This is a genomic window from Saccharospirillum sp. HFRX-2, assembly GCF_043196805.1.
Lineage (GTDB): Bacteria > Pseudomonadota > Gammaproteobacteria > Pseudomonadales > Natronospirillaceae > Saccharospirillum.
The window spans coordinates 1,098,700-1,116,250 of the sequence record NZ_JBEBMU010000001.1; the positions used below are offsets into that span (position 1 = coordinate 1,098,700).

Below are 17,551 nucleotides of genomic sequence, written 5' to 3' on the forward strand. Positions count from 1 at the left end.
CGACGAGCCTTGCCTTCGCACAGGCGGCTCGTCAAACTTCGATCATGACTGAATTTGAACTGATCGAAGCCTGCTTCCGCAGCGGCGTGGTTAAGGACGCCAGCCTGATCGTCGCTAATGGTGATGACTGCCTGGTCTGGCAGGATGCCGCGCCGCTGGCCATGTCGATCGACACCGCCGTTGCTGGCCGCCACTTCCCCGAAGACGCCGCTCCCGAACGCGTTGCCCAACGCGCTTTTTTACCGGCGTTGAGCGATCTGGCTGCCATGGGCGCCACTCCGGCATTTTTTACTCTGGCACTAACACTGCCCACTCCGATGGATGAACACTGGACACGTCGTTTTGCCCAGCGCCTGGTGCAACTGGCCGATCAATACGGTCTGGTTTTAGCCGGTGGCGACACCACGGCGGGACCGGCGCGGGTGATCAGTCTGCAAATGCATGGCCGCGTTTCGCAGCCGTTAAAGCGCAGCGGTGTTGTGCCGGGCGACGAGGTCTGGGTTTCAGGCCAACCCGGGCGCGCCGCGGCCGCCTTGCCAGCGGTTCTGGCCGGGCGTGAAAGCGATGTGCCGGGCGATTGGCTCGATGCTTATTGGCAACCGGAACCGCGCTTGTTGCTGGGGCAGTGTTTAGTCGGTCTGGCCAATGCCGCCATCGATGTGTCCGATGGTCTGGTCGCCGATCTCACTCATTTGGCGCGCGCCAGTGAATTGCATATCGAATTGGCGGTAGAGCAATTGCCGGTAGCGTCAAGCCTGACGGAACGGCTCGGTTTTGACGCCGGGGTCGGCAAGGTACTCGCCGGGGGCGACGATTACGAGCTGGCCTTTACTGCCCCGGCTGAGCGTCATAACGAACTGCTCGAACTCAGCCGTGAGCTGGCGTTGCCGCTGACTTGCATCGGTCGCGCTCAGGCAGGCGACGCGACGGTCTCGATTCGGCATAATGGCGAACACTATCGGTCGTCCTGGCCGGGCTTCAGCCATTTTTAATTTGAGGAAGACCATGATCGAACCCGGTCAACGTCGTTGGTACAACCACTGGGCTCACTTCCTGGCGTTTGGGCTGGGCAGTGGTGGTTTCCCCAAAGCGCCGGGCACCTTTGGCACTCTGGCGTCGATGCCGTTCTTATTACTGCTGGCGCCATTACCGCTGTGGCTTTATGTGCTGATTGTCATTCTGGCGTTCGGTTTCGGCTGTTATTTATGTGAGCGGGTGTCGCAGGACATGGGCGTGCACGACCACGGCGGTATCGTCTGGGATGAATTTGTCGGCCTGTGGATCACCTTTATCGCCGTGCCATTAAACGCCTGGACGTTGGTTGGCGGCTTTGTGCTGTTCCGCTTTTTCGATGTCATCAAACCCTGGCCCATTGGCTGGGTCGATAAACGTGTCGCCGGTGGGTTTGGCATCATGATTGATGACGTTATCGCCGGCGTTTTTGCCTGGGTAGTACTGCAAGGTCTGATCTTGTTGCTGTAACCATGTCACCCTGACCGAAGGAGTCGCGGTTCGATGAAACAAGCCTGGCTGTTCTCTCTGACCGCCTTTTTCGTCGGCTTGTCATCGGCGCAAACCCTTAACCAGCTGCGCTGGTTCACCGAAGATTTTCCGCCCTATAACTACGCTCAAGGCAAAGGCGGCCTGATGGTCGATGTTTTGCAAGCGGTCAGCGCAGCGTTGGAAGAGCCGGTCGACCCAAACACCATTGAGGTCTATCCCTGGTCACGCGCCGTGCATACCGCTGGCAGCATCGATCAATCCGTCTTGTTCAGCCTGGCACGAACTGAGCAGCGTGAAGCGCAGTATCAGTGGGCCGGGCCGGTGGTGCCGATTCGTATTGTCATGATCGGTTTGCCTGCCGCCGCTGAGATTCCCGCAGAACAATGGCGCATTGGTGTGGTGCGTGATGATGTTGCCGTGCGTCTGGTGACTGCCGCCGGTCACCGCCACGATCAGCTGATGTACAGCCAGTACCCGGCGTCGATTGCGCGCATGTTGCAAGCCCAACGCATCGACGTCTGGGCTTATGGAGAGTTGCCGGCGCAACGCCGGCTCGATGCCTTGCCCGGCCATGAAGACTGGCAGGTGCTGGAAGTGCTGTCGTCCACTGAAGCTTATTTCGGCTTTCATCCGGCGGTGGATCCGCAATTGGTGGAACGTTTCCAGAGCGCTTTGCAGGCGCTCAAACAAGCCGACGACAGCGGCGTTGCACCGCTGGATAAACTGATCGAGCGTTACGCCAGCGCTGACTGAAAGCCGTTATTGAACCAGCGCGCCCAGACCCAGGCTGCGAATATGGGCGTTCAACATTTCGCGGCACTCGGTTTCGGTGCTGCAATCGCGTGACTTATCGAGCAGGGCGACGCAGTCGTCCAGATGCAGATGGCGAATCAGCCATTTGATGCGCGGCAGGTGAAACGCCGACAGACTCAGAGTACGAATCCCCATCCCCAATAACAGCATCACCGCAGCCGGATCGGACGCCATTTCGCCGCAAATACTCACTGGCAAATTCAGCCGCCGGCACTCGCGAACCAGGCCTTGCAAGGCATCCAGAACCGCCGGATGCAGATGGCTGTACAACGACGCCACGCGCGGATTATTGCGATCGACCGCGAGCAAATACTGGGTTAAATCGTTAGAGCCGATGGAGACAAAATCGATGTTGTCGCGCAGCCTGGGCAGCAGCCACAACACCGCCGGCACTTCCACCATAATGCCCACCGGCGGTTTGCTGACGGCGTGCCCTTCTTCATTCAACTGGGCAACGGCTTCATCAACAATGGTGTGGAATTTCAGCAGCTCATCTTCGCGGCTGAGCATTGGAATCATCAATTTCAGATTCTGAGTATTCAGGTTGGCCAGCAACATGGCGCGAATTTGGTCGAGCAGAATATTGCGGTAATCGAGCGTGAAACGAATGCCGCGCCAGCCCAGAAACGGGTTCTGTTCCTGGATCGGAAAGTAGGGCAGGGCTTTATCGCCACCGATGTCCAGCGTACGCATGGTCACCGGTTTGGGCGCATAGGCTTCGAGCACACCCTGATAGATGCGCAACTGTTCTTCCTCAGTCGGGAAGTTGTTGTGCACCATAAAGGGAATTTCCGAGCGGTACAGGCCGATGCCTTCGGCGCCGCGTTCCAGGCCCGGAGTGATGTCGGCGAGCAGACCGGTGTTGGTGTGCAATTGCACCGTGGTGCCGTCTTTGCTTTCCGCCGGCAGTTTTTTCAGATGCGACAGGTCCGCCTGCAGCGCTTTTTGCTGGCGCTTCATGCGCTCGAATTCCGCCACCAGACTGGCCGGTGCGTGGGCGATGACCTGGCCGCGATAGCCGTCGAGAATGATTTCCGAGCCGTTCACACTGGTCAGGTCTTCATCGCCAATACCGACCACCGCGGGAATACCCAAAGCATTCGCCAGCACCGCCGTGTGCGACAAGGCCGAGCCTTCCAGGCTGACGATGCCAGCGAGCTTGCTGCGGTCGATGCGGGTGAAGTGCGAGATATTGATTTCACGACCGACCAGAATGACCGGTTGCTCGGGGTCAATGCGTTCGTTCAGATCGTCCTGCAGACGCCGATAGATGCGAATTGCCAACACGCGCAAATCCTCAGCGCGCGCTTTCAGATAGGGATCGGCCATCGCCTCGAACACATCAACCTGCTGTTGAATGGCGTGTTTGAGCGCGGTACTGGCACTGACGCCGGTGGCGATTTCGGCTTCAATCGCAGTGCTCAGTTCGGGGCTGTCGAGCAGCAGTTTGTAGACATCAAGCAGTGAATTGAGGGTGTCATCGCCGCTGTTGCCCAACTGGTCGAGACCGGAATCCAGCTCTTCGCGGGTCTCGTCGATGGCGTCGCGGATGCGCCGCCGCTCGACGGCCTCACCACTGCCGCTGCGTTCGGCGATGTCGTCCAGTCGAATGTCGTCTTTCACCACCCAGGCCGGGGCGATTTCAATGCCCGGCGCGCCCTTAATGCCCTGATAACGGGTGACCGGCAATTGTTGCGTCGGGTTCGGGTCTACCGGCCGCACCGACTTTTTGATATTGCCACCCAGACTGCCCGCCAGATGCGCGGCCATGGTGATCAAAAAGGCTTCTTCTTCCTCGGTGAAGCGGCGGGTTTCGCGCACCTGCACCACCAGCACGCCCAGTGTCCGGCCCAGATGGATCATCGGCACACCCAGGAAACCCTGATAGTGCTCTTCGCCGGTTTCTTTGAAATAGCGGAACGCCGGGTGTTTATCAGCGTGGTCCAGGTTCAGCGGGTGCTGGCGTTTGGCAATGGTACCCACCAGACCCTGGCCGGGCATCATCCGAATCTGGCCAATGGCTTCGGGTGCCAAACCCTGGGTGGCAGTTAACACCAGTTCGCCGTCTTCGTTCATCACATAAAGACTGCATACATCGACAGCCAAAGTGGTGCGGATGCGCTCCACGATCAGCCGCACCAGCGCGCTGCTGTCGGTCGCTTGTGCGGCCGCCTGCAAGATTCGCTTGGCCGTGATCAAGGGGTTGAGCATTCGAAAATCCGTCCTGTGGTTATCGCTTCATTGTCCATGCTTTAGCCGGACAGCACCACTGCCAATGGTGTTGATCATTGCGTGAGATTTGATGAACGACAGTGCTGGCTGAGGTCCGAGGGACTGACTAAAGTCGCGTTAATCAACCGATTAATGTGGAGCCAGCATGGTCGAACTCAATGACGACAACGCCCGCGAGCGATTATTGCAAGCCGGCCGCACTCTGTTTTTGCGCCAGGAATACCACCGCGTTTCTATCCGGCGACTGGCCGAACGTGCCGAGGTGAACTCAGCGATGATTGCCTATTACTTCGGCGACAAAAACGGCCTGTTTCAGGCGGTGCTGTTCAGCTACGTCGACCCGATGCGCAACGCCATGCTCGAACGGCTGGTGCAAACGCCGGAGCTGACTTACGCCGAACTGTTCCGCTATTTCTTCCGTTATGCGCCGCGCGACCTGATGCGGCTGATCATCCGCAACGCCCTCTTCGAACCCGACGAACAATGGCGCTGGATTCTCGATCATCTGTTGCGACCTTTGCTGACCGAAGTGGAACAGCGCTTTGGCCGGGTCTTGCCCGAAGGCCCGCTGCATCGACCGGAGCAGGCGCGGTTGGCGCTGCAATCTTTGCTGGTGTTTCCCATCCTCGGCCAGACGCTGCTCGAATCGGTGCGCGGTGAACCGATGGACGACGCCTTTTTTGATGGCCTGGCCGATTATTTCGGTTTGCTGCTCGATCGGGCTTTCGCACCGGAGGCCGACCAATGAACACCCACGCAAGCTGGCTCGACCGCTACAGCGATGCGCTGATGCGCTATCCCAAACGTATTTTGCTGGCCGTGCTGGTGCTCGTCGTGGTACTGGCCAGTCAGTTACCGACGCTGGTGCTCGATACCAATCTGGAACACTTTATCAGCGCCGAAAATCCGGCGCGTCAGGCCTACGACCGAGTCAAAACCATCTACGGTCGCAACGATGTCATCGTCGTCGGCATCAGCGCTGACGATGTGCTGGCCGAATCGACGCTGACCGAACTGGCCGATTTGCATCGCCATATTGAACAGGATGTGCCCTGGGTGAAGCGCGTTAACAGCCTGATCAACGCGCCCTATCAGGAAGGGCGGGGCGATTCGCTGCTGGTCGATGATCTGGTGCCGCAACCTGTGGGTACGCTGAGCCGGTCAGAAATTGAAGCGCGACTGGCGCAGATGCCAACGCTGGAAGGCATGGTCATTAATGCCGATCGCAGCTTTACCACCCTGGTTATCGAACCCTTCACCTACGACTTTGATCCCAAGGCCGTTGCTCAGGATAACGACGCTTTTGGTGATGCCTTTGGCGACGACTTTATGGCCGATACCAGTGCCGCCGAGGTTGATGCCAGCAGCGATACATTCCTGCCCATCGAAAAAACCAACGAACTGATTGATGCCTTGCAGCAACAACTGGCTGCCTCGAATCTGCACAGTGTCGTCGCCGGTATGCCGGTGGTGAATCAGCAATTGGAACAAACCATGAAGACGGAGATGCTTACTTTTATCCGTCTGACTGTCGCCTTAATTGTTGTTGTACTGGTGTTGTTCTTCCGCCGCGTCAGCGCCGTCGTCGCGCCGATGCTGGCGGTGGGTCTGGCGATCGTTATCACCTTCTCGTTACTGGCGCTTTCCGGTCAGAAAGTGCAGATGCCACTCATCCTGGTGCCGTCGTTTTTGCTGGCCATCGCCGTCGGCGATTCGGTGCATCTGCTGACGCATTTCTTTAACCGCTACAACGCCGGTGAAGCACGCAGTGACGCCATGCGACACGCCATCAGCGTTACCGCCTTGCCGATTTTATTAACCTCACTGACCACCGCTGCGGGTCTGGCGACGCTCGCCAGCGGCGATTTAATTCCCATCGCCAATCTGGGTATTTTCTCGGCCATTGGCGTTATGTTGGCGCTGCTATTAACGCTGGTGGTGTTGCCAACTTTAATAGCACTCTGGCCATTGGCCGCACCGAAAGCGGCAAAGCATTCAGCGCAACAGGAGCAATTACTGCAACGGTTATCGAACCTGAACTGGCGCTTCGGGGCGCTCTTTGCCGGCCTGTGGTTAGTGGTGGTTGCCATCGCCTTGATCGGCGTTCTGCAACTGCGTTTTTCCTTTAATCCACTGAACTGGATGCCCGCCAGTTCGGCGATTCGCCAAGCCACCGAGACCGTCGATTCCCGCTTAAGCGGCACCATTAATATGGACGTGGTTATCACCACCGGCCGCGACAACGGCATTAAAAACCCCCAGTTATTGCAGGCGCTCGATAAAGCTTTGAATGACTTACAGGCAGGCGCGCCGGGCGGCGTGCGCATCGGACACGTCAATTCACTGATCGATATTGTTAAGGGCACCAACCAGGCGCTGAACGAAGGTGACTCGGCTTTCTATCGCTTACCCGATGACGCCGGTTTACTGGCCGAAGAATTATTGCTGTTTGAAAACAGCGGCGCCGATGAGCTGAGCCGTTTGGTTGATTCATCGTTCAGTGAAACCAAGGTGACCTTGATTATGCCCTGGCAGGACATTCTGGCTTATCAGGATTTTATTGAGGTCATCGATCAGCGCCTGGGCACGGCCGTCGAACCCTGGGCCGATGTTTCGGTTACCGGTTTATTGCCACTGCTCAGCGAAGCACTCAATGCGGTGATTCAAACCACCGCCTGGAGTTATGCGCTGGCAGCTCTGGTGATCGCCATCATGTTAATGCTGCTGTTGCGCTCGGTCGGTCTGGGCTTGATTGCCATGCTGCCGAATCTGGCGCCCATTGTTGTGGTTATGGGGTTAATGCACCACGTCGGTATTCCGCTGGATTTATTCACCATGCTGGTGGCGACCATCGCCATCGGCATCACCGTCGATAACACCGTGCACTTTGCGCATCACTTCCGTCGCGCCCTGTTTGAACAGCGCGATACTCGCCGCGCCACCGACATCGCTTTTCAAAATGCGGGCAAAGCCTTGCTGACCACTGCGGTGGTATTAACCGCCGGTTTCTACGTGTTTTTGTTCAGCGATGTATCGAGCATTTTCAATTTCGGTTTTCTCAGCGGCACCGCCTTTTTACTGGCGCTGCTGTCCAACTTTACGCTGACACCGGTGCTGCTGCGTTGGTATGCGCCGGTGTTACTGCGTCATTTCTCTTCGCAACAGGAGCACTAACCATGACCCGTTTTTCGCTCAATCCCGTTATTGGTTTATTGATCATCTTGATGGCCGCAGCGCTCAGTTTTTGCGCTCAGGCAGAAACCGGGCTCGATATCATGACGCAGGTTGACGCCCAGGAAGATCCACCCGTAATGGCGGCTGATCTGACCATGACGCTGATCGACCGCAACAACAATCAGCGCGTACGTTCCCTGCGTTCACTGAGCAAAACTTTTGACGAGGCCGACCGCCAGCGGCTGTTTTTCCTGGAACCTTCGGACGTGCGCGGCACCGGTTTTTTAGTGGTCGATTACCACGACGCCAACCGCGATGACGATCAGTGGTTGTTTCTGCCCAGCCTGAATAAATCGAAACGCATCGCCGGCAGCGACCAGAGCGGCAGCTTTATGGGGTCCGATTTATCCTACGCCGACCTCGCCTCACGCAACCTGGAAGACTGGACTTACCAACTGGTGCGCGAAGACAGCGTCGGTGATGCAGCAGTCTGGGTTATCAACGCCACTGCCGCTAACGACGAGGTGATTGACCAGACCGGCTACACCGAATCGCTGCTTTACGTGCAGCAAAGTAATTACCGCGTTATTCGCGCCATTCACACCCAGACCGGCACCAACCAGCGCAAGCTGCTGAACATTCCGCAGTGGGAACAGCGCGACGGTTATTGGCTGCCCAAGGTGATGCAGGTGGTCAGTCAGGAAGGCGGCCAAACGGTGCATCGTACTCAACTGACGTTCAATAATATCGACCTGGATGTCGAGGCGCCGGACGCCGAATTTTCTGTGCAACGTCTGGAGCAAGGGCTGTGAAAACCAGGTCAGTGAAAACAAGTCAATCGATAACCGCCGTGGCGCTGTTGAGCCTGGCTGCGGTATCAGCACAGGCTGAGGACGATCCCTTTGGCGATGTCTTCGACTCGGGTTTCGAGGAGGTGCGCACCGACGCTCCGAAACAACAGTCTTTGCATCTGTCACATCGGCTATTCACCCGCGGCCAATGGAACCTCGCGCACGATAAACCGCCCGCCGGCCAAACCGACCACCGTGGTTTATCGAGCCTGACCACCGGCTGGCAACCTCGGCTGGAATGGCGACCGAGCGATGCACTGGAAGCAGTCCTGGATGTGCGCCTGGAACAGGACTGGATTTTCGCGCTGAAACCCGACGCCGACTGGCAGGACGATTACCGCGACGAACGCGAAACCCGGCTCGACATTGAACAGGCCACTTTCAGTTATCGCTCCTTGCGCGGTGCTGCTTCCATCGGCAAACAAACCCTGGCCTGGGGTTTTAACGATGTGCTCTCGGTCAACGAACCCGTCAATCCACCCCAGCGCAGCCAGCCCGGCTTGCAGGACCCGGACGATGCCTTGGTGCCACGCTGGTTATCCGAAGGCCGTTACTACATCGGCGACTGGACGGTGCAGGGCGCTATCGCCCTCGATAACGCCGTTGCCGAGCAGCCGGTTTTCGGCAGCGATTATTATCCGGGGTCGGCCGCTATCGATGACCAGACTCCAGACACACCTTTTGAAGACCCAGATACCTTATCCGGCGGCGTTCGGCTTAGCGGTTTGCTCTTGGGTGCCGATGTCGGCGCTTTTATCTGGCGCGGCTTTAACAGTACCGGCCATATCGATAATGGCCGTCGCCAATACGAACGTCTCACCCAGGTCGGTGGCGGCCTGAGCGTGCCGGTCGACCCAGCGGTTTTAAAAGCCGAACTGCGCTGGGAAGATGGCCTGGTCTTCGCTGGCGAAACGACTAAGCGCCTCGCCTGGACGCTCGGAGCCGACATCACCTTACCCGCCGACAGCCGCCTGATCGTCGAACACCAAAGCCGCTATTTGCCCGACTACGAGGCGGCCATGGCCTCCATCGGTGACGAATTCGAACAGCAATGGGCCATCGGCCTGGAGCACAGCCGCTGGAACGATCGCTTGACGTTAAAAGCCATGCTGCTGGGTTTCGGTAACGACTTGGACCAAGGCCAGATGATGCGCACTTCCGCGGAATTGGAGGTGAGTGACCACTGGCAAACCGAAGCCGGCTGGGTGCTTTACCGCGACGGTGACGCCGCCTTACCAAGCCTCGCCGCCGATAACGACCGACTTTATTGGACCGTCGATTACCGTTTTTAACGACCGCTCAGCCAAGAGGCGGGGGCCAGAAACATAATGAGGGAAGACGAACGGCTGAAAATCTGGACAATGGCGCAGTTCAAGCCCCAGGCAAACCCCATTACCCGGTATTCTCGTCATGGAAATCAACGTTCGTTTTCTCGACAACCTCAGGCTCGAAGCGCTGTTCGACGACTTCAGCGTCATCACCGACCAGCCCATTCGCTACAAAGGCGATGGCTCCGCGCCCAGCCCGTTCGACTATTTCCTGGCGTCCTCTGCCCTGTGCGCGGCTTACTTCGTGCTGGTCTACTGCAAGGCGCGCGATATTCCGACCGACAATATCAAGCTGTCGCAGAACAACATTGTCGACCCGGAAAACCGCTACAACCAGATTTTCAAAATTCAGGTGGAACTGCCGGAAGACATTTCCGACAAAGACCGCCAGGGCATTTTGCGTTCCATCGAGCGCTGCACGGTAAAAAAAGTCGTACAGACCGGCCCCAGCTTTGAAATCGAATCGGTCGAGCATCTGGCCGAAGATGCCAACGCCTTGCTGATGAGCCTGCCCGAAGGCGACGCCCAGACCTATATCGAAGGCAAAGACCTGCCACTGGAACAGACCATCGCCAATATGACCGGGATTCTGGCGAACCTGGGCATGAAGATTGAAGTCTCGTCCTGGCGCAACATCGTGCCCAATGTCTGGTCGCTGCACATTCGTGATGCGGCTTCGCCCGCCTGTTTTACTAACGGCAAAGGCGCCACCAAAGAAGCGGCGCTCTGTTCGGCGCTGGGTGAATTTATCGAACGGCTGAACTGCAACTTCTTCTACAACGATCAGTATTTTGGCGAAGCAATCGCCAACAGCGATTTCGTGCATTACCCGGATGAACAATGGTTTCAGCCCGGCGAAGACGATGCCTTGCCCGAGGGCATTCTCGACGATCACTGCCGCGCCATTTACGACCCGGACGGCGAACTGCGCGGTTCTAATCTGTACGACACCAACTCCGGTCGTACCGACAGAGGCATTTGCTCACTGCCGTTTGTGCGCCGCTCGGATAATAAGACGATTTATTTCCCCTCCAACCTGATCGAAAACCTCTTCCTCAGCAATGGCATGAGCGCGGGCAATACCCTCGAAGAAGCGCAGGTGCAGTGCCTGTCGGAAATTTTCGAGCGGGCGGTAAAACGCGAAATTATCGAGCAGGAAATAGTGCTGCCGGATGTGCCTAAAGAAGTGCTCACCAAATACCCACATATCGAAGCGGGCATTGCCGGTTTAGAAGAGCAGGGCTTCCCGGTGCTGGTCAAAGACGCCTCACTCGGCGGTCAGTTCCCGGTGATGTGCGTCACCTTAATGAATCCGCGCACCGGCGGTGTTTTTGCTTCCTTCGGCGCGCACCCGAGTTTCGAAGTCGCACTCGAACGCAGCCTGACCGAGTTGTTGCAAGGCCGCAGTTTTGAAGGCTTGAATGACGTACCTCAGCCGACCTTTAACAGCCTGGCGGTATCGGAACCGAACAACTTTGTGGAACACTTTATCGATTCAACCGGCGTGATCTCCTGGCGCTTTTTCAGCAACAAAGCCGATTATGAATTCAGTGAATGGGACTTCTCGGGCAGCAACAGCGAAGAAGTCGCCGCGCTGTTCGGCATTCTCGACGACCTGGGTAAAGAAGCCTATGTCGCCAACTACGACGCGCTCGGCGCACCGGCTTGCCGCATTCTGGTACCGGGTTATTCGGAAGTTTATCCGGTCGAAGATTTGATCGAAGACAACACCAATGTGGCGCTCGATTACCGCGCCGACATACTCAACCTGCATCGGTTGAGTGACGACGAATTGGAAGACTTGCTGCAACGCCTGGAAGCCAGCCAGCTCGACGATTACATGACCATCATCACCCTGATCGGCATCGAATTCGACGAGAACACGCCCTGGGGTCAGCTCACCATTTTGGAGCTCAAATTGCTGATCTGCCTGGCGCTGCAATGGCATCAGGATGCGCTCGATCTGGTCGAAGCCTTTCTGCAATTTAACGACAACACCGTCGAACGCGGCCTGTTCTATCGCGCCGTCAACGCTGTGCTGGAAATCGTGCTCCACGACGATCTTGAGCTTGAAGACTTCGAACCCAACCTGCGCCGCATGTACGGTGAACAAACCATGGATGCGGTGATCGGTTCCTGCGCTGGCAGCGTGCGCTTCTATGGCCTGACCGAAACCAATATGCAGTTAGACGGCTTGGAAAAACATCAGCGTTTGATTGAAAGCTACCAGAAACTGCACGCCGCCCGGGCGGTTCAAGCGGGCATTGAGCTGAGTTGATAGCGGGCCGGTAACGACCCGCAATAATCTGCATAGAGGTAAGCGGGTCGCAACCGGTGATTGGGTTTTATTGATCCAGCCAGGCGGCCAGCAGTTGCGATGATTGATGCAGTTGCTGCGGCACTCGGTTGCCGAACAGTTCCAGCAAACGCTCCAACTGGTCGTTGCGGGTATGAATGATTTTGCCCCACTGGGTTTCTTCATCGCGGTTGCAGGCCGTACGGGCTTCGGCGTCGTAACAATCCCAGAGGGCTTCGTGCGTGGTTTGCGAATAGCCATCGTGGCCTTCTTTGCCATTAATGCTGAAATTACTGGCCTCGACATACGCAATAGGAATGCCCGAACAGGCAAAGTAACGCTGGTCCGACCAGTCGCCGGTTTCGCCCGGTGCATAGCCGGGGTAACCCGGGTGTTCAACAAACGCCAGCCCGGCTTGTTCCGATACCGCTATCAATTCTTCGCGCAGTTCAGCACTGGCACTGTAGGTCGACGCATCGGCGCAATGTTCGGACGGCGTAACGGGCGCACTGTGAATGTAGAGCAGATCGCCACCGGCAATGGTGTCGAGGTTGACCATGGCATCCACGTTTTCGGCGTGCCCGGCGCGCACAAATGCCTGCGAACCGTGCATGCCCAATTCTTCGGCACCGAACAAGGCGAAGGTCAGCGTGAAGGGCGGCTGCTCATCGTTCATTACCAGGTATTCGGCCAAAGCCACCATCAGCGCCACGCTGATGCCGTTATCGGTGGTGCCGTTCGACTCGAACACCTGGCCAGCGCTATCGTAATGCCCGCCGATCAAAACATGGCGGTCGGACGCGCCGTCAATGGTCACCCATAAATTGCGGCTGGTGTAGGTGCGGCTGGAAAACTCAAACTCGAACGTCTGCCACTCAATGTTTAAACCGGCTTCCTGCCACGCACTGGCCAGCACGTCGGCGGTAGCTTCTTCTACATAGGTTCCGGCCAAGCGGTTGCCCAGGTGCTTTTCCATCACCTGAGTAATCTGCCAGGCACGCTCACTCACGGCCAGGGCATCCACCGCCAACGCCGGCGCAGCCGAGAGCAGCAAAGACAACATCACAACGGAACTTTTGAGCAGAGGGGCGATCACACGACATTGGCGAATCATCACAAGGGTCCCTTTTTACATCCTTTGGTGAGACAGTAGCCGACGCTACCATGAAGCACGGAATATCAGCACAGGCCGGGCTATTCGATCAAGCCGGGCAGCGCCATAAACCACACCAAAAAACACAGAGGTGACCATGCCAGAGATTCAAATCAGCCTGAACCGCAAAGGCGCTACTGCCAGCGAAGCACATATCCGCAACCACAGTGTGGTGATGGACAGACCCACTGAAAAAGGCGGCGAAGACCAAGGCCCCATGGGCGGCGAAACCCTGCTGGCTGCCCTGGGCGGCTGCTTTATGTCCAACCTGGTAGCGGCTGCCGCTGCGCGCGACATCGACCTGGGCGACGTCGACGTCGCCATCACCGGCCACCTGGACGGCACGCCACCGGTGTTCAACGCCATCGACATGGCCGTCACCGGCCCGGCCGGCATCGACGACCTGGAAAAACTGGTCACCATTGCCGAACGCGGCTGCATCGCCTCTAATACGTTAAAACAGGGTTTGAAGGTGCAAGTGACTACTCAGACGCGCTGAGTGCTGGCCATAGGCCCTTGTTAAGCGGCGCCTGGCCTCACAAGTGGCGCCGTCATCCCGGACCGCGCATAGCGCGGAGCCGGGATCTCGCCTTTAGCCATCCCCAAACCTAGACTTAGCCAACACCCACGTTATAATGCCGCCCTCGTTTTCAGACCAGCGTTCGCTGGCTGATCATAAAGGGCCCATAGCTCAGTTGGTTAGAGCAGTCGACTCATAATCGATTGGTCGCTGGTTCAAGTCCAGCTGGGCCCACCATGTGATTTCCCCTGCCAGTTACTTTTCGTTTGCTGTAAATTAGACCCTCATTAAGGCAGCCGCATCCTATTTATGGTCCTCATTCATCAGCTTAAAATAGTTGGCCAAGAGTAGGATGTGTTTACTGTTGTGAGTAGAGTGTCTAGGTCAATCTGTATCCCGGTGACTATGCATATGAGTGCATCCAGCAATGTAGATAGACCTCTACTTATTACGTTTAAATGCGGGATAGTTAATTTACTCGAACTGACAAGAAACAGGCCATGTGATGAAGTTTAACGAAGATACTCGCGTAAAGATTCCCACGATTCTCCATTTAATGAAGTTGGGCTATCAATATTTGTCGCTCAAAGATCAGGACTGGGATCCGACATCGAATATCTTTCCCGATCTTTTTATCCCTGCAATTCTTAAAATCAACCCAGGTATTGAGCCGGATGATGTAAGTCGTTTACTCGAAGATATTAAGCTGGAACTCGATAACGAAGACCTTGGTCGGGCCTTTTTTAATCGCTTAGTAGATCGTTCTAACACTAAGTTGATTGACTTCGAAAACTTCAACAACAACAGCTTTCATGTTGTCACAGAGCTTACATGCCAGAACGGCGATGAAGAATTTCGTCCTGATATAACTTTGTTGATTAACGGAATGCCGTTGGTATTTATTGAAGTCAAAAAACCTAATAATCGAGAAGGTATACTGGCCGAGCGAGACCGTATAAAAAAACGCTTCCAGAATCCGAAATTTAAGCGCTTCGCTAACATCACTCAATTTATGATCTTCTCCAATAATATGGAGTATGACGACGGTGACCCAGAGCCAGTGCAAGGTGCTTTTTATGCCAGCAGCTCTTATCACAACCCTATATTTAATTACTTCCGTGAAGAGGAAATTCTGAACCTTACAGCACTGCTGAAACCCATGTCAGAGGAAGATGAACTGAGAGTGCTGAAAGATAACAATTTGGAAGTTATTCGTAGTAATCCGGAGTTTCAGACAAATAAGCAACCCGAGCGTCCAACTAACCGCATCTGCACTTCACTGGTGAGTCGTGACCGGTTAGCGTTTATCCTACGTTATGCACTGGCTTATGTAGACGAAAGCGATGGGCTGCAAAAGCAAATCATGCGTTACCCACAGCTCTTTGCGACCAAAGCTATTGAACACAAGCTGAATGATGGCGTTAACAAAGGCATTGTCTGGCACACCCAAGGCAGCGGAAAAACGGCCTTGGCCTATTACAACGTTCGGTTTCTAACAGATTATTTCCAGAAGCAGAAGATTGTTCCCAAGTTCTACTTTATTGTAGATAGGCTTGACTTGTTGCAACAGTCTCGCAGGGAATTTACGGCACGCGGCCTGACGGTACATACTATTAATTCCCGTGATGCATTCGCTAAAGACATTAAAGCCACACAGGTAATTCACAACCATTCTGGTAGGCCAGAAATTACGGTAGTGAATATTCAGAAGTTTCAAGACGATCCTGATGTCTTGGTTACTAAAGACTACGATGTCGACATACAGCGCATCTTTTTTCTCGACGAAGCCCATCGTAGTTACAACCCGAGAGGTAGCTTCTTAGCGAACCTCTATCAGTCTGATCCAAATGCCATCAAGATCGCACTAACCGGTACGCCCTTGATCATTGATGAAGAGAAAGCCAAGACGAGCCCGGATTACAGAGCCATTAGTTCCAAGCAGATCTTTGGCGACTATATCCATAAGTACTATTACAACGCGTCCATAGCCGACGGATATACTCTTCGCTTGATCCGTGAAGAAATTGCAACTAATTACAAAATGACGTTGCAACAGGCGTTGCAGGACGTTGAAGTTCAGATGGGAGATGTGGATCGCAAGCTTATCTATGCCCATCCTAGCTTTGTTGAGCCCATGCTGGATTATATCGTCACCGATTTTGAGAAAAGCCGTGGCGCACTGAATGATGCTAGCATTGGTGGAATGGTTATCTGTGACAGTTCGGACCAGGCGAAGGAAATGTTCAGGCTCTTCGGCGAGAAATATGCCACACAAGAATCACAGGTTATAAATGTACAGGAAGCCAATGACTCGGTTTATGGCCTTCCATCGGTAGCTGAAGAGACGCCAGAGTATGTCGCATCTCCAATCAACCGCGTTAAGTTACCTAAGAATAAGGTAAGCAACGCTCGATTAATTCTGCACGATGTCGGCAGCAAAGCAGAGCGGGATGACTGGGTAGAAGAATTTAAAGCAGGCAAGATTGATCTCTTGTTTGTATACAACATGTTGCTGACAGGGTTTGACGCCAAGCGGTTGAAAAAGCTGTACCTGGGTCGAGTGATCCGCAAACACAACCTGCTTCAAGCACTCACACGCGTTAACCGAGCCTATAAAAGCTTCCGCTATGGCTACGTCGTAGACTTTGCCGATATCCGTGAAGAGTTTGATGCCACTAACAGGGCTTACTTCGATGAGTTGCAATCGGAACTGGGCGATGAAATGGAGCATTACTCCAATCTGTTCAAATCCCAAGAGGAGATTGCTGACGAAATTGATCACATTAAAGATGTGTTGTTCCGCTTTGATACCGAAAATGCTGAGGTGTTTACCGATCAGATCAGCCAAATTCAAGATCGTGAAACAGTATTAGCTCTAAAAAAAGCCCTGGAAAACGCCAAGAGTCTGTACAACCTCATTCGGTTGCAAGGCGATTTAGAATTGTTGGAGAAGCTAGACTTCGCCAAGCTCAACATCCTCTATCGAGAAACATGTCACCACCTCGATATGCTCAATCTTAAAGAGAGCATTGAACAAGGAACTGGCACCGAAAACCTTCTGAATGTTGCTCTGGAAGATGTGGTGTTCCGTTTTATCAAGGTGGGGGAGGAAGAGCTGGTATTGGCCGACCAGTTAAAAAATACCCTGTATCGAACCCGTGAAGCCTTGGCCAGCAACTTCGATCAGCAAGACCCTAAGTTTGTCAGCCTGAAAAAAGAGCTGGAAAGGTTGTTCAAGAAAAAGAACCTCAGTGAAGTGACTCAAGGTGATATGGTCGCCAATATCGACGCGCTCAATAAAATTCACGAGCGCGTAAAAGAACTGAACCGCCAGAACAACCAACTGCGTGAGAAGTACCTGGGTGATACAAAATACACACGCGCTCATAAGCGTTTGCAAGAACGCCAGAAAAACCAAGGTGGTATTTCTGATAACGAACGTAAGATATTCGAAGCCTTGACCGGCGTAAAAAAAGATGCTGACGAAAGGGTACTGAATAATAGCCAAATATTGGTTAATGAAGATTACTTTGAAAAAGCAGTGACTTCCTTAGTTATTAATCGGTTTGTGAAGCAGCAAAATATAGAGCTTAATCCAGATGTTTCTGTGTATATCGGAAACTTAGTGGCCGCAGAATATATGAACGAATTTAACACTGGCAGCAGAGCCAGTTAACAATT

The 17,551-nt window shown here is 54.7% G+C and carries 12 protein-coding genes and 1 tRNA gene; 11 read left to right on the forward strand and 2 right to left on the reverse strand.

What is annotated here, in order from left to right; translation table 11 throughout:
* The first annotated feature begins 44 nt into the window (after positions 1-44).
* From thiL to ABMA60_RS05165, 3 genes are read left to right on the forward strand one after another with little or no spacing between them, the layout of a single operon-like run.
* Positions 45-992 carry a thiamine-phosphate kinase gene (gene thiL / locus ABMA60_RS05155; protein WP_392799686.1) on the forward strand — a complete coding sequence of 316 codons (948 nt, stop codon included), beginning with the start codon at positions 45-47 and terminating at the stop codon, positions 990-992.
* Positions 993-1,005: 13 nt separating this feature from the next.
* Entirely contained in the window at positions 1,006-1,482 is a 477-nt protein-coding gene (locus ABMA60_RS05160) for a phosphatidylglycerophosphatase A (RefSeq protein WP_392799689.1), read from the forward strand.
* Between the two features lie 33 nt (positions 1,483-1,515).
* Positions 1,516-2,256, forward strand: coding sequence for a substrate-binding periplasmic protein (locus ABMA60_RS05165; protein ID WP_392799692.1), 741 nt, complete (start codon positions 1,516-1,518; stop codon positions 2,254-2,256).
* Between the two features lie 6 nt (positions 2,257-2,262).
* Here ABMA60_RS05165 and ptsP read toward each other — a convergent pair whose 3' ends face one another.
* Positions 2,263-4,527, reverse strand: coding sequence for a phosphoenolpyruvate--protein phosphotransferase (gene ptsP, locus ABMA60_RS05170; protein ID WP_392799694.1), 2,265 nt, complete (start codon positions 4,525-4,527; stop codon positions 2,263-2,265).
* 166 nt (positions 4,528-4,693) lie between these two features.
* Between ptsP and ABMA60_RS05175 the strand changes: the two genes are divergently transcribed.
* From ABMA60_RS05175 to ABMA60_RS05195, 5 genes are all read left to right on the forward strand, one after another.
* Positions 4,694-5,296: a TetR/AcrR family transcriptional regulator gene (locus ABMA60_RS05175; RefSeq protein ID WP_392799697.1), complete on the forward strand. Its 603-nt coding sequence runs from the start codon at positions 4,694-4,696 to the stop codon at positions 5,294-5,296.
* On the forward strand, positions 5,293-7,722 hold the full coding sequence (locus tag ABMA60_RS05180) for an RND family transporter (protein WP_392799699.1): 2,430 nt from the start codon (positions 5,293-5,295) through the stop codon (positions 7,720-7,722). Before ABMA60_RS05175 ends, ABMA60_RS05180 begins: the two co-directional genes overlap by 4 nt.
* 2 nt (positions 7,723-7,724) lie before the next feature.
* A complete protein-coding gene (locus ABMA60_RS05185; protein ID WP_392799702.1) occupies positions 7,725-8,534 on the forward strand; it encodes an outer membrane lipoprotein-sorting protein in 810 nt (269 codons plus the stop codon).
* Positions 8,531-9,865, forward strand: a complete 1,335-nt coding sequence (locus tag ABMA60_RS05190) for a hypothetical protein (RefSeq protein ID WP_392799706.1) — start codon at positions 8,531-8,533, stop codon at positions 9,863-9,865. The genes ABMA60_RS05185 and ABMA60_RS05190 overlap by 4 nt, the downstream gene beginning before the upstream one ends.
* 118 nt (positions 9,866-9,983) lie before the next feature.
* On the forward strand, positions 9,984-12,179 hold the full coding sequence (locus tag ABMA60_RS05195) for an OsmC domain/YcaO domain-containing protein (RefSeq protein WP_392799709.1): 2,196 nt from the start codon (positions 9,984-9,986) through the stop codon (positions 12,177-12,179).
* A 67-nt stretch (positions 12,180-12,246) separates the two neighbouring features.
* On the opposite strand, the gene ABMA60_RS05200 is transcribed toward ABMA60_RS05195, so the two are convergent.
* A complete protein-coding gene (locus ABMA60_RS05200; RefSeq protein WP_392799711.1) occupies positions 12,247-13,311 on the reverse strand; it encodes a M28 family metallopeptidase in 1,065 nt (354 codons plus the stop codon).
* Positions 13,312-13,447: 136 nt separating this feature from the next.
* Between ABMA60_RS05200 and ABMA60_RS05205 the strand changes: the two genes are divergently transcribed.
* The 3 genes from ABMA60_RS05205 to ABMA60_RS05215 all read left to right on the forward strand — a co-directional run bounded on the left by ABMA60_RS05205 (position 13,448) and on the right by ABMA60_RS05215 (position 17,546).
* Positions 13,448-13,849: an OsmC family protein gene (locus ABMA60_RS05205; protein ID WP_392799713.1), complete on the forward strand. Its 402-nt coding sequence runs from the start codon at positions 13,448-13,450 to the stop codon at positions 13,847-13,849.
* Positions 13,850-14,030: 181 nt separating this feature from the next.
* Positions 14,031-14,107, forward strand: a tRNA-Ile gene (locus ABMA60_RS05210).
* 268 nt (positions 14,108-14,375) lie between these two features.
* On the forward strand, positions 14,376-17,546 hold the full coding sequence (locus ABMA60_RS05215; protein ID WP_392799716.1) for a type I restriction endonuclease subunit R: 3,171 nt from the start codon (positions 14,376-14,378) through the stop codon (positions 17,544-17,546).
* Positions 17,547-17,551: the final 5 nt, after the last annotated feature.

Coding starts and splice junctions, on each gene's coding strand:
- thiL (WP_392799686.1), top strand. CDS start 45: ATGACTGAATTTGAACTGATCGAAGCCTGCTTCCGCAGCGGCGTGGTT.
- ABMA60_RS05160 (WP_392799689.1), top strand. CDS start 1,006: ATGATCGAACCCGGTCAACGTCGTTGGTACAACCACTGGGCTCACTTC.
- ABMA60_RS05165 (WP_392799692.1), top strand. CDS start 1,516: ATGAAACAAGCCTGGCTGTTCTCTCTGACCGCCTTTTTCGTCGGCTTG.
- ptsP (WP_392799694.1), bottom strand. CDS start 4,527: ATGCTCAACCCCTTGATCACGGCCAAGCGAATCTTGCAGGCGGCCGCA.
- ABMA60_RS05175 (WP_392799697.1), top strand. CDS start 4,694: ATGGTCGAACTCAATGACGACAACGCCCGCGAGCGATTATTGCAAGCC.
- ABMA60_RS05180 (WP_392799699.1), top strand. CDS start 5,293: ATGAACACCCACGCAAGCTGGCTCGACCGCTACAGCGATGCGCTGATG.
- ABMA60_RS05185 (WP_392799702.1), top strand. CDS start 7,725: ATGACCCGTTTTTCGCTCAATCCCGTTATTGGTTTATTGATCATCTTG.
- ABMA60_RS05195 (WP_392799709.1), top strand. CDS start 9,984: ATGGAAATCAACGTTCGTTTTCTCGACAACCTCAGGCTCGAAGCGCTG.
- ABMA60_RS05200 (WP_392799711.1), bottom strand. CDS start 13,311: ATGATTCGCCAATGTCGTGTGATCGCCCCTCTGCTCAAAAGTTCCGTT.
- ABMA60_RS05205 (WP_392799713.1), top strand. CDS start 13,448: ATGCCAGAGATTCAAATCAGCCTGAACCGCAAAGGCGCTACTGCCAGC.
- ABMA60_RS05215 (WP_392799716.1), top strand. CDS start 14,376: ATGAAGTTTAACGAAGATACTCGCGTAAAGATTCCCACGATTCTCCAT.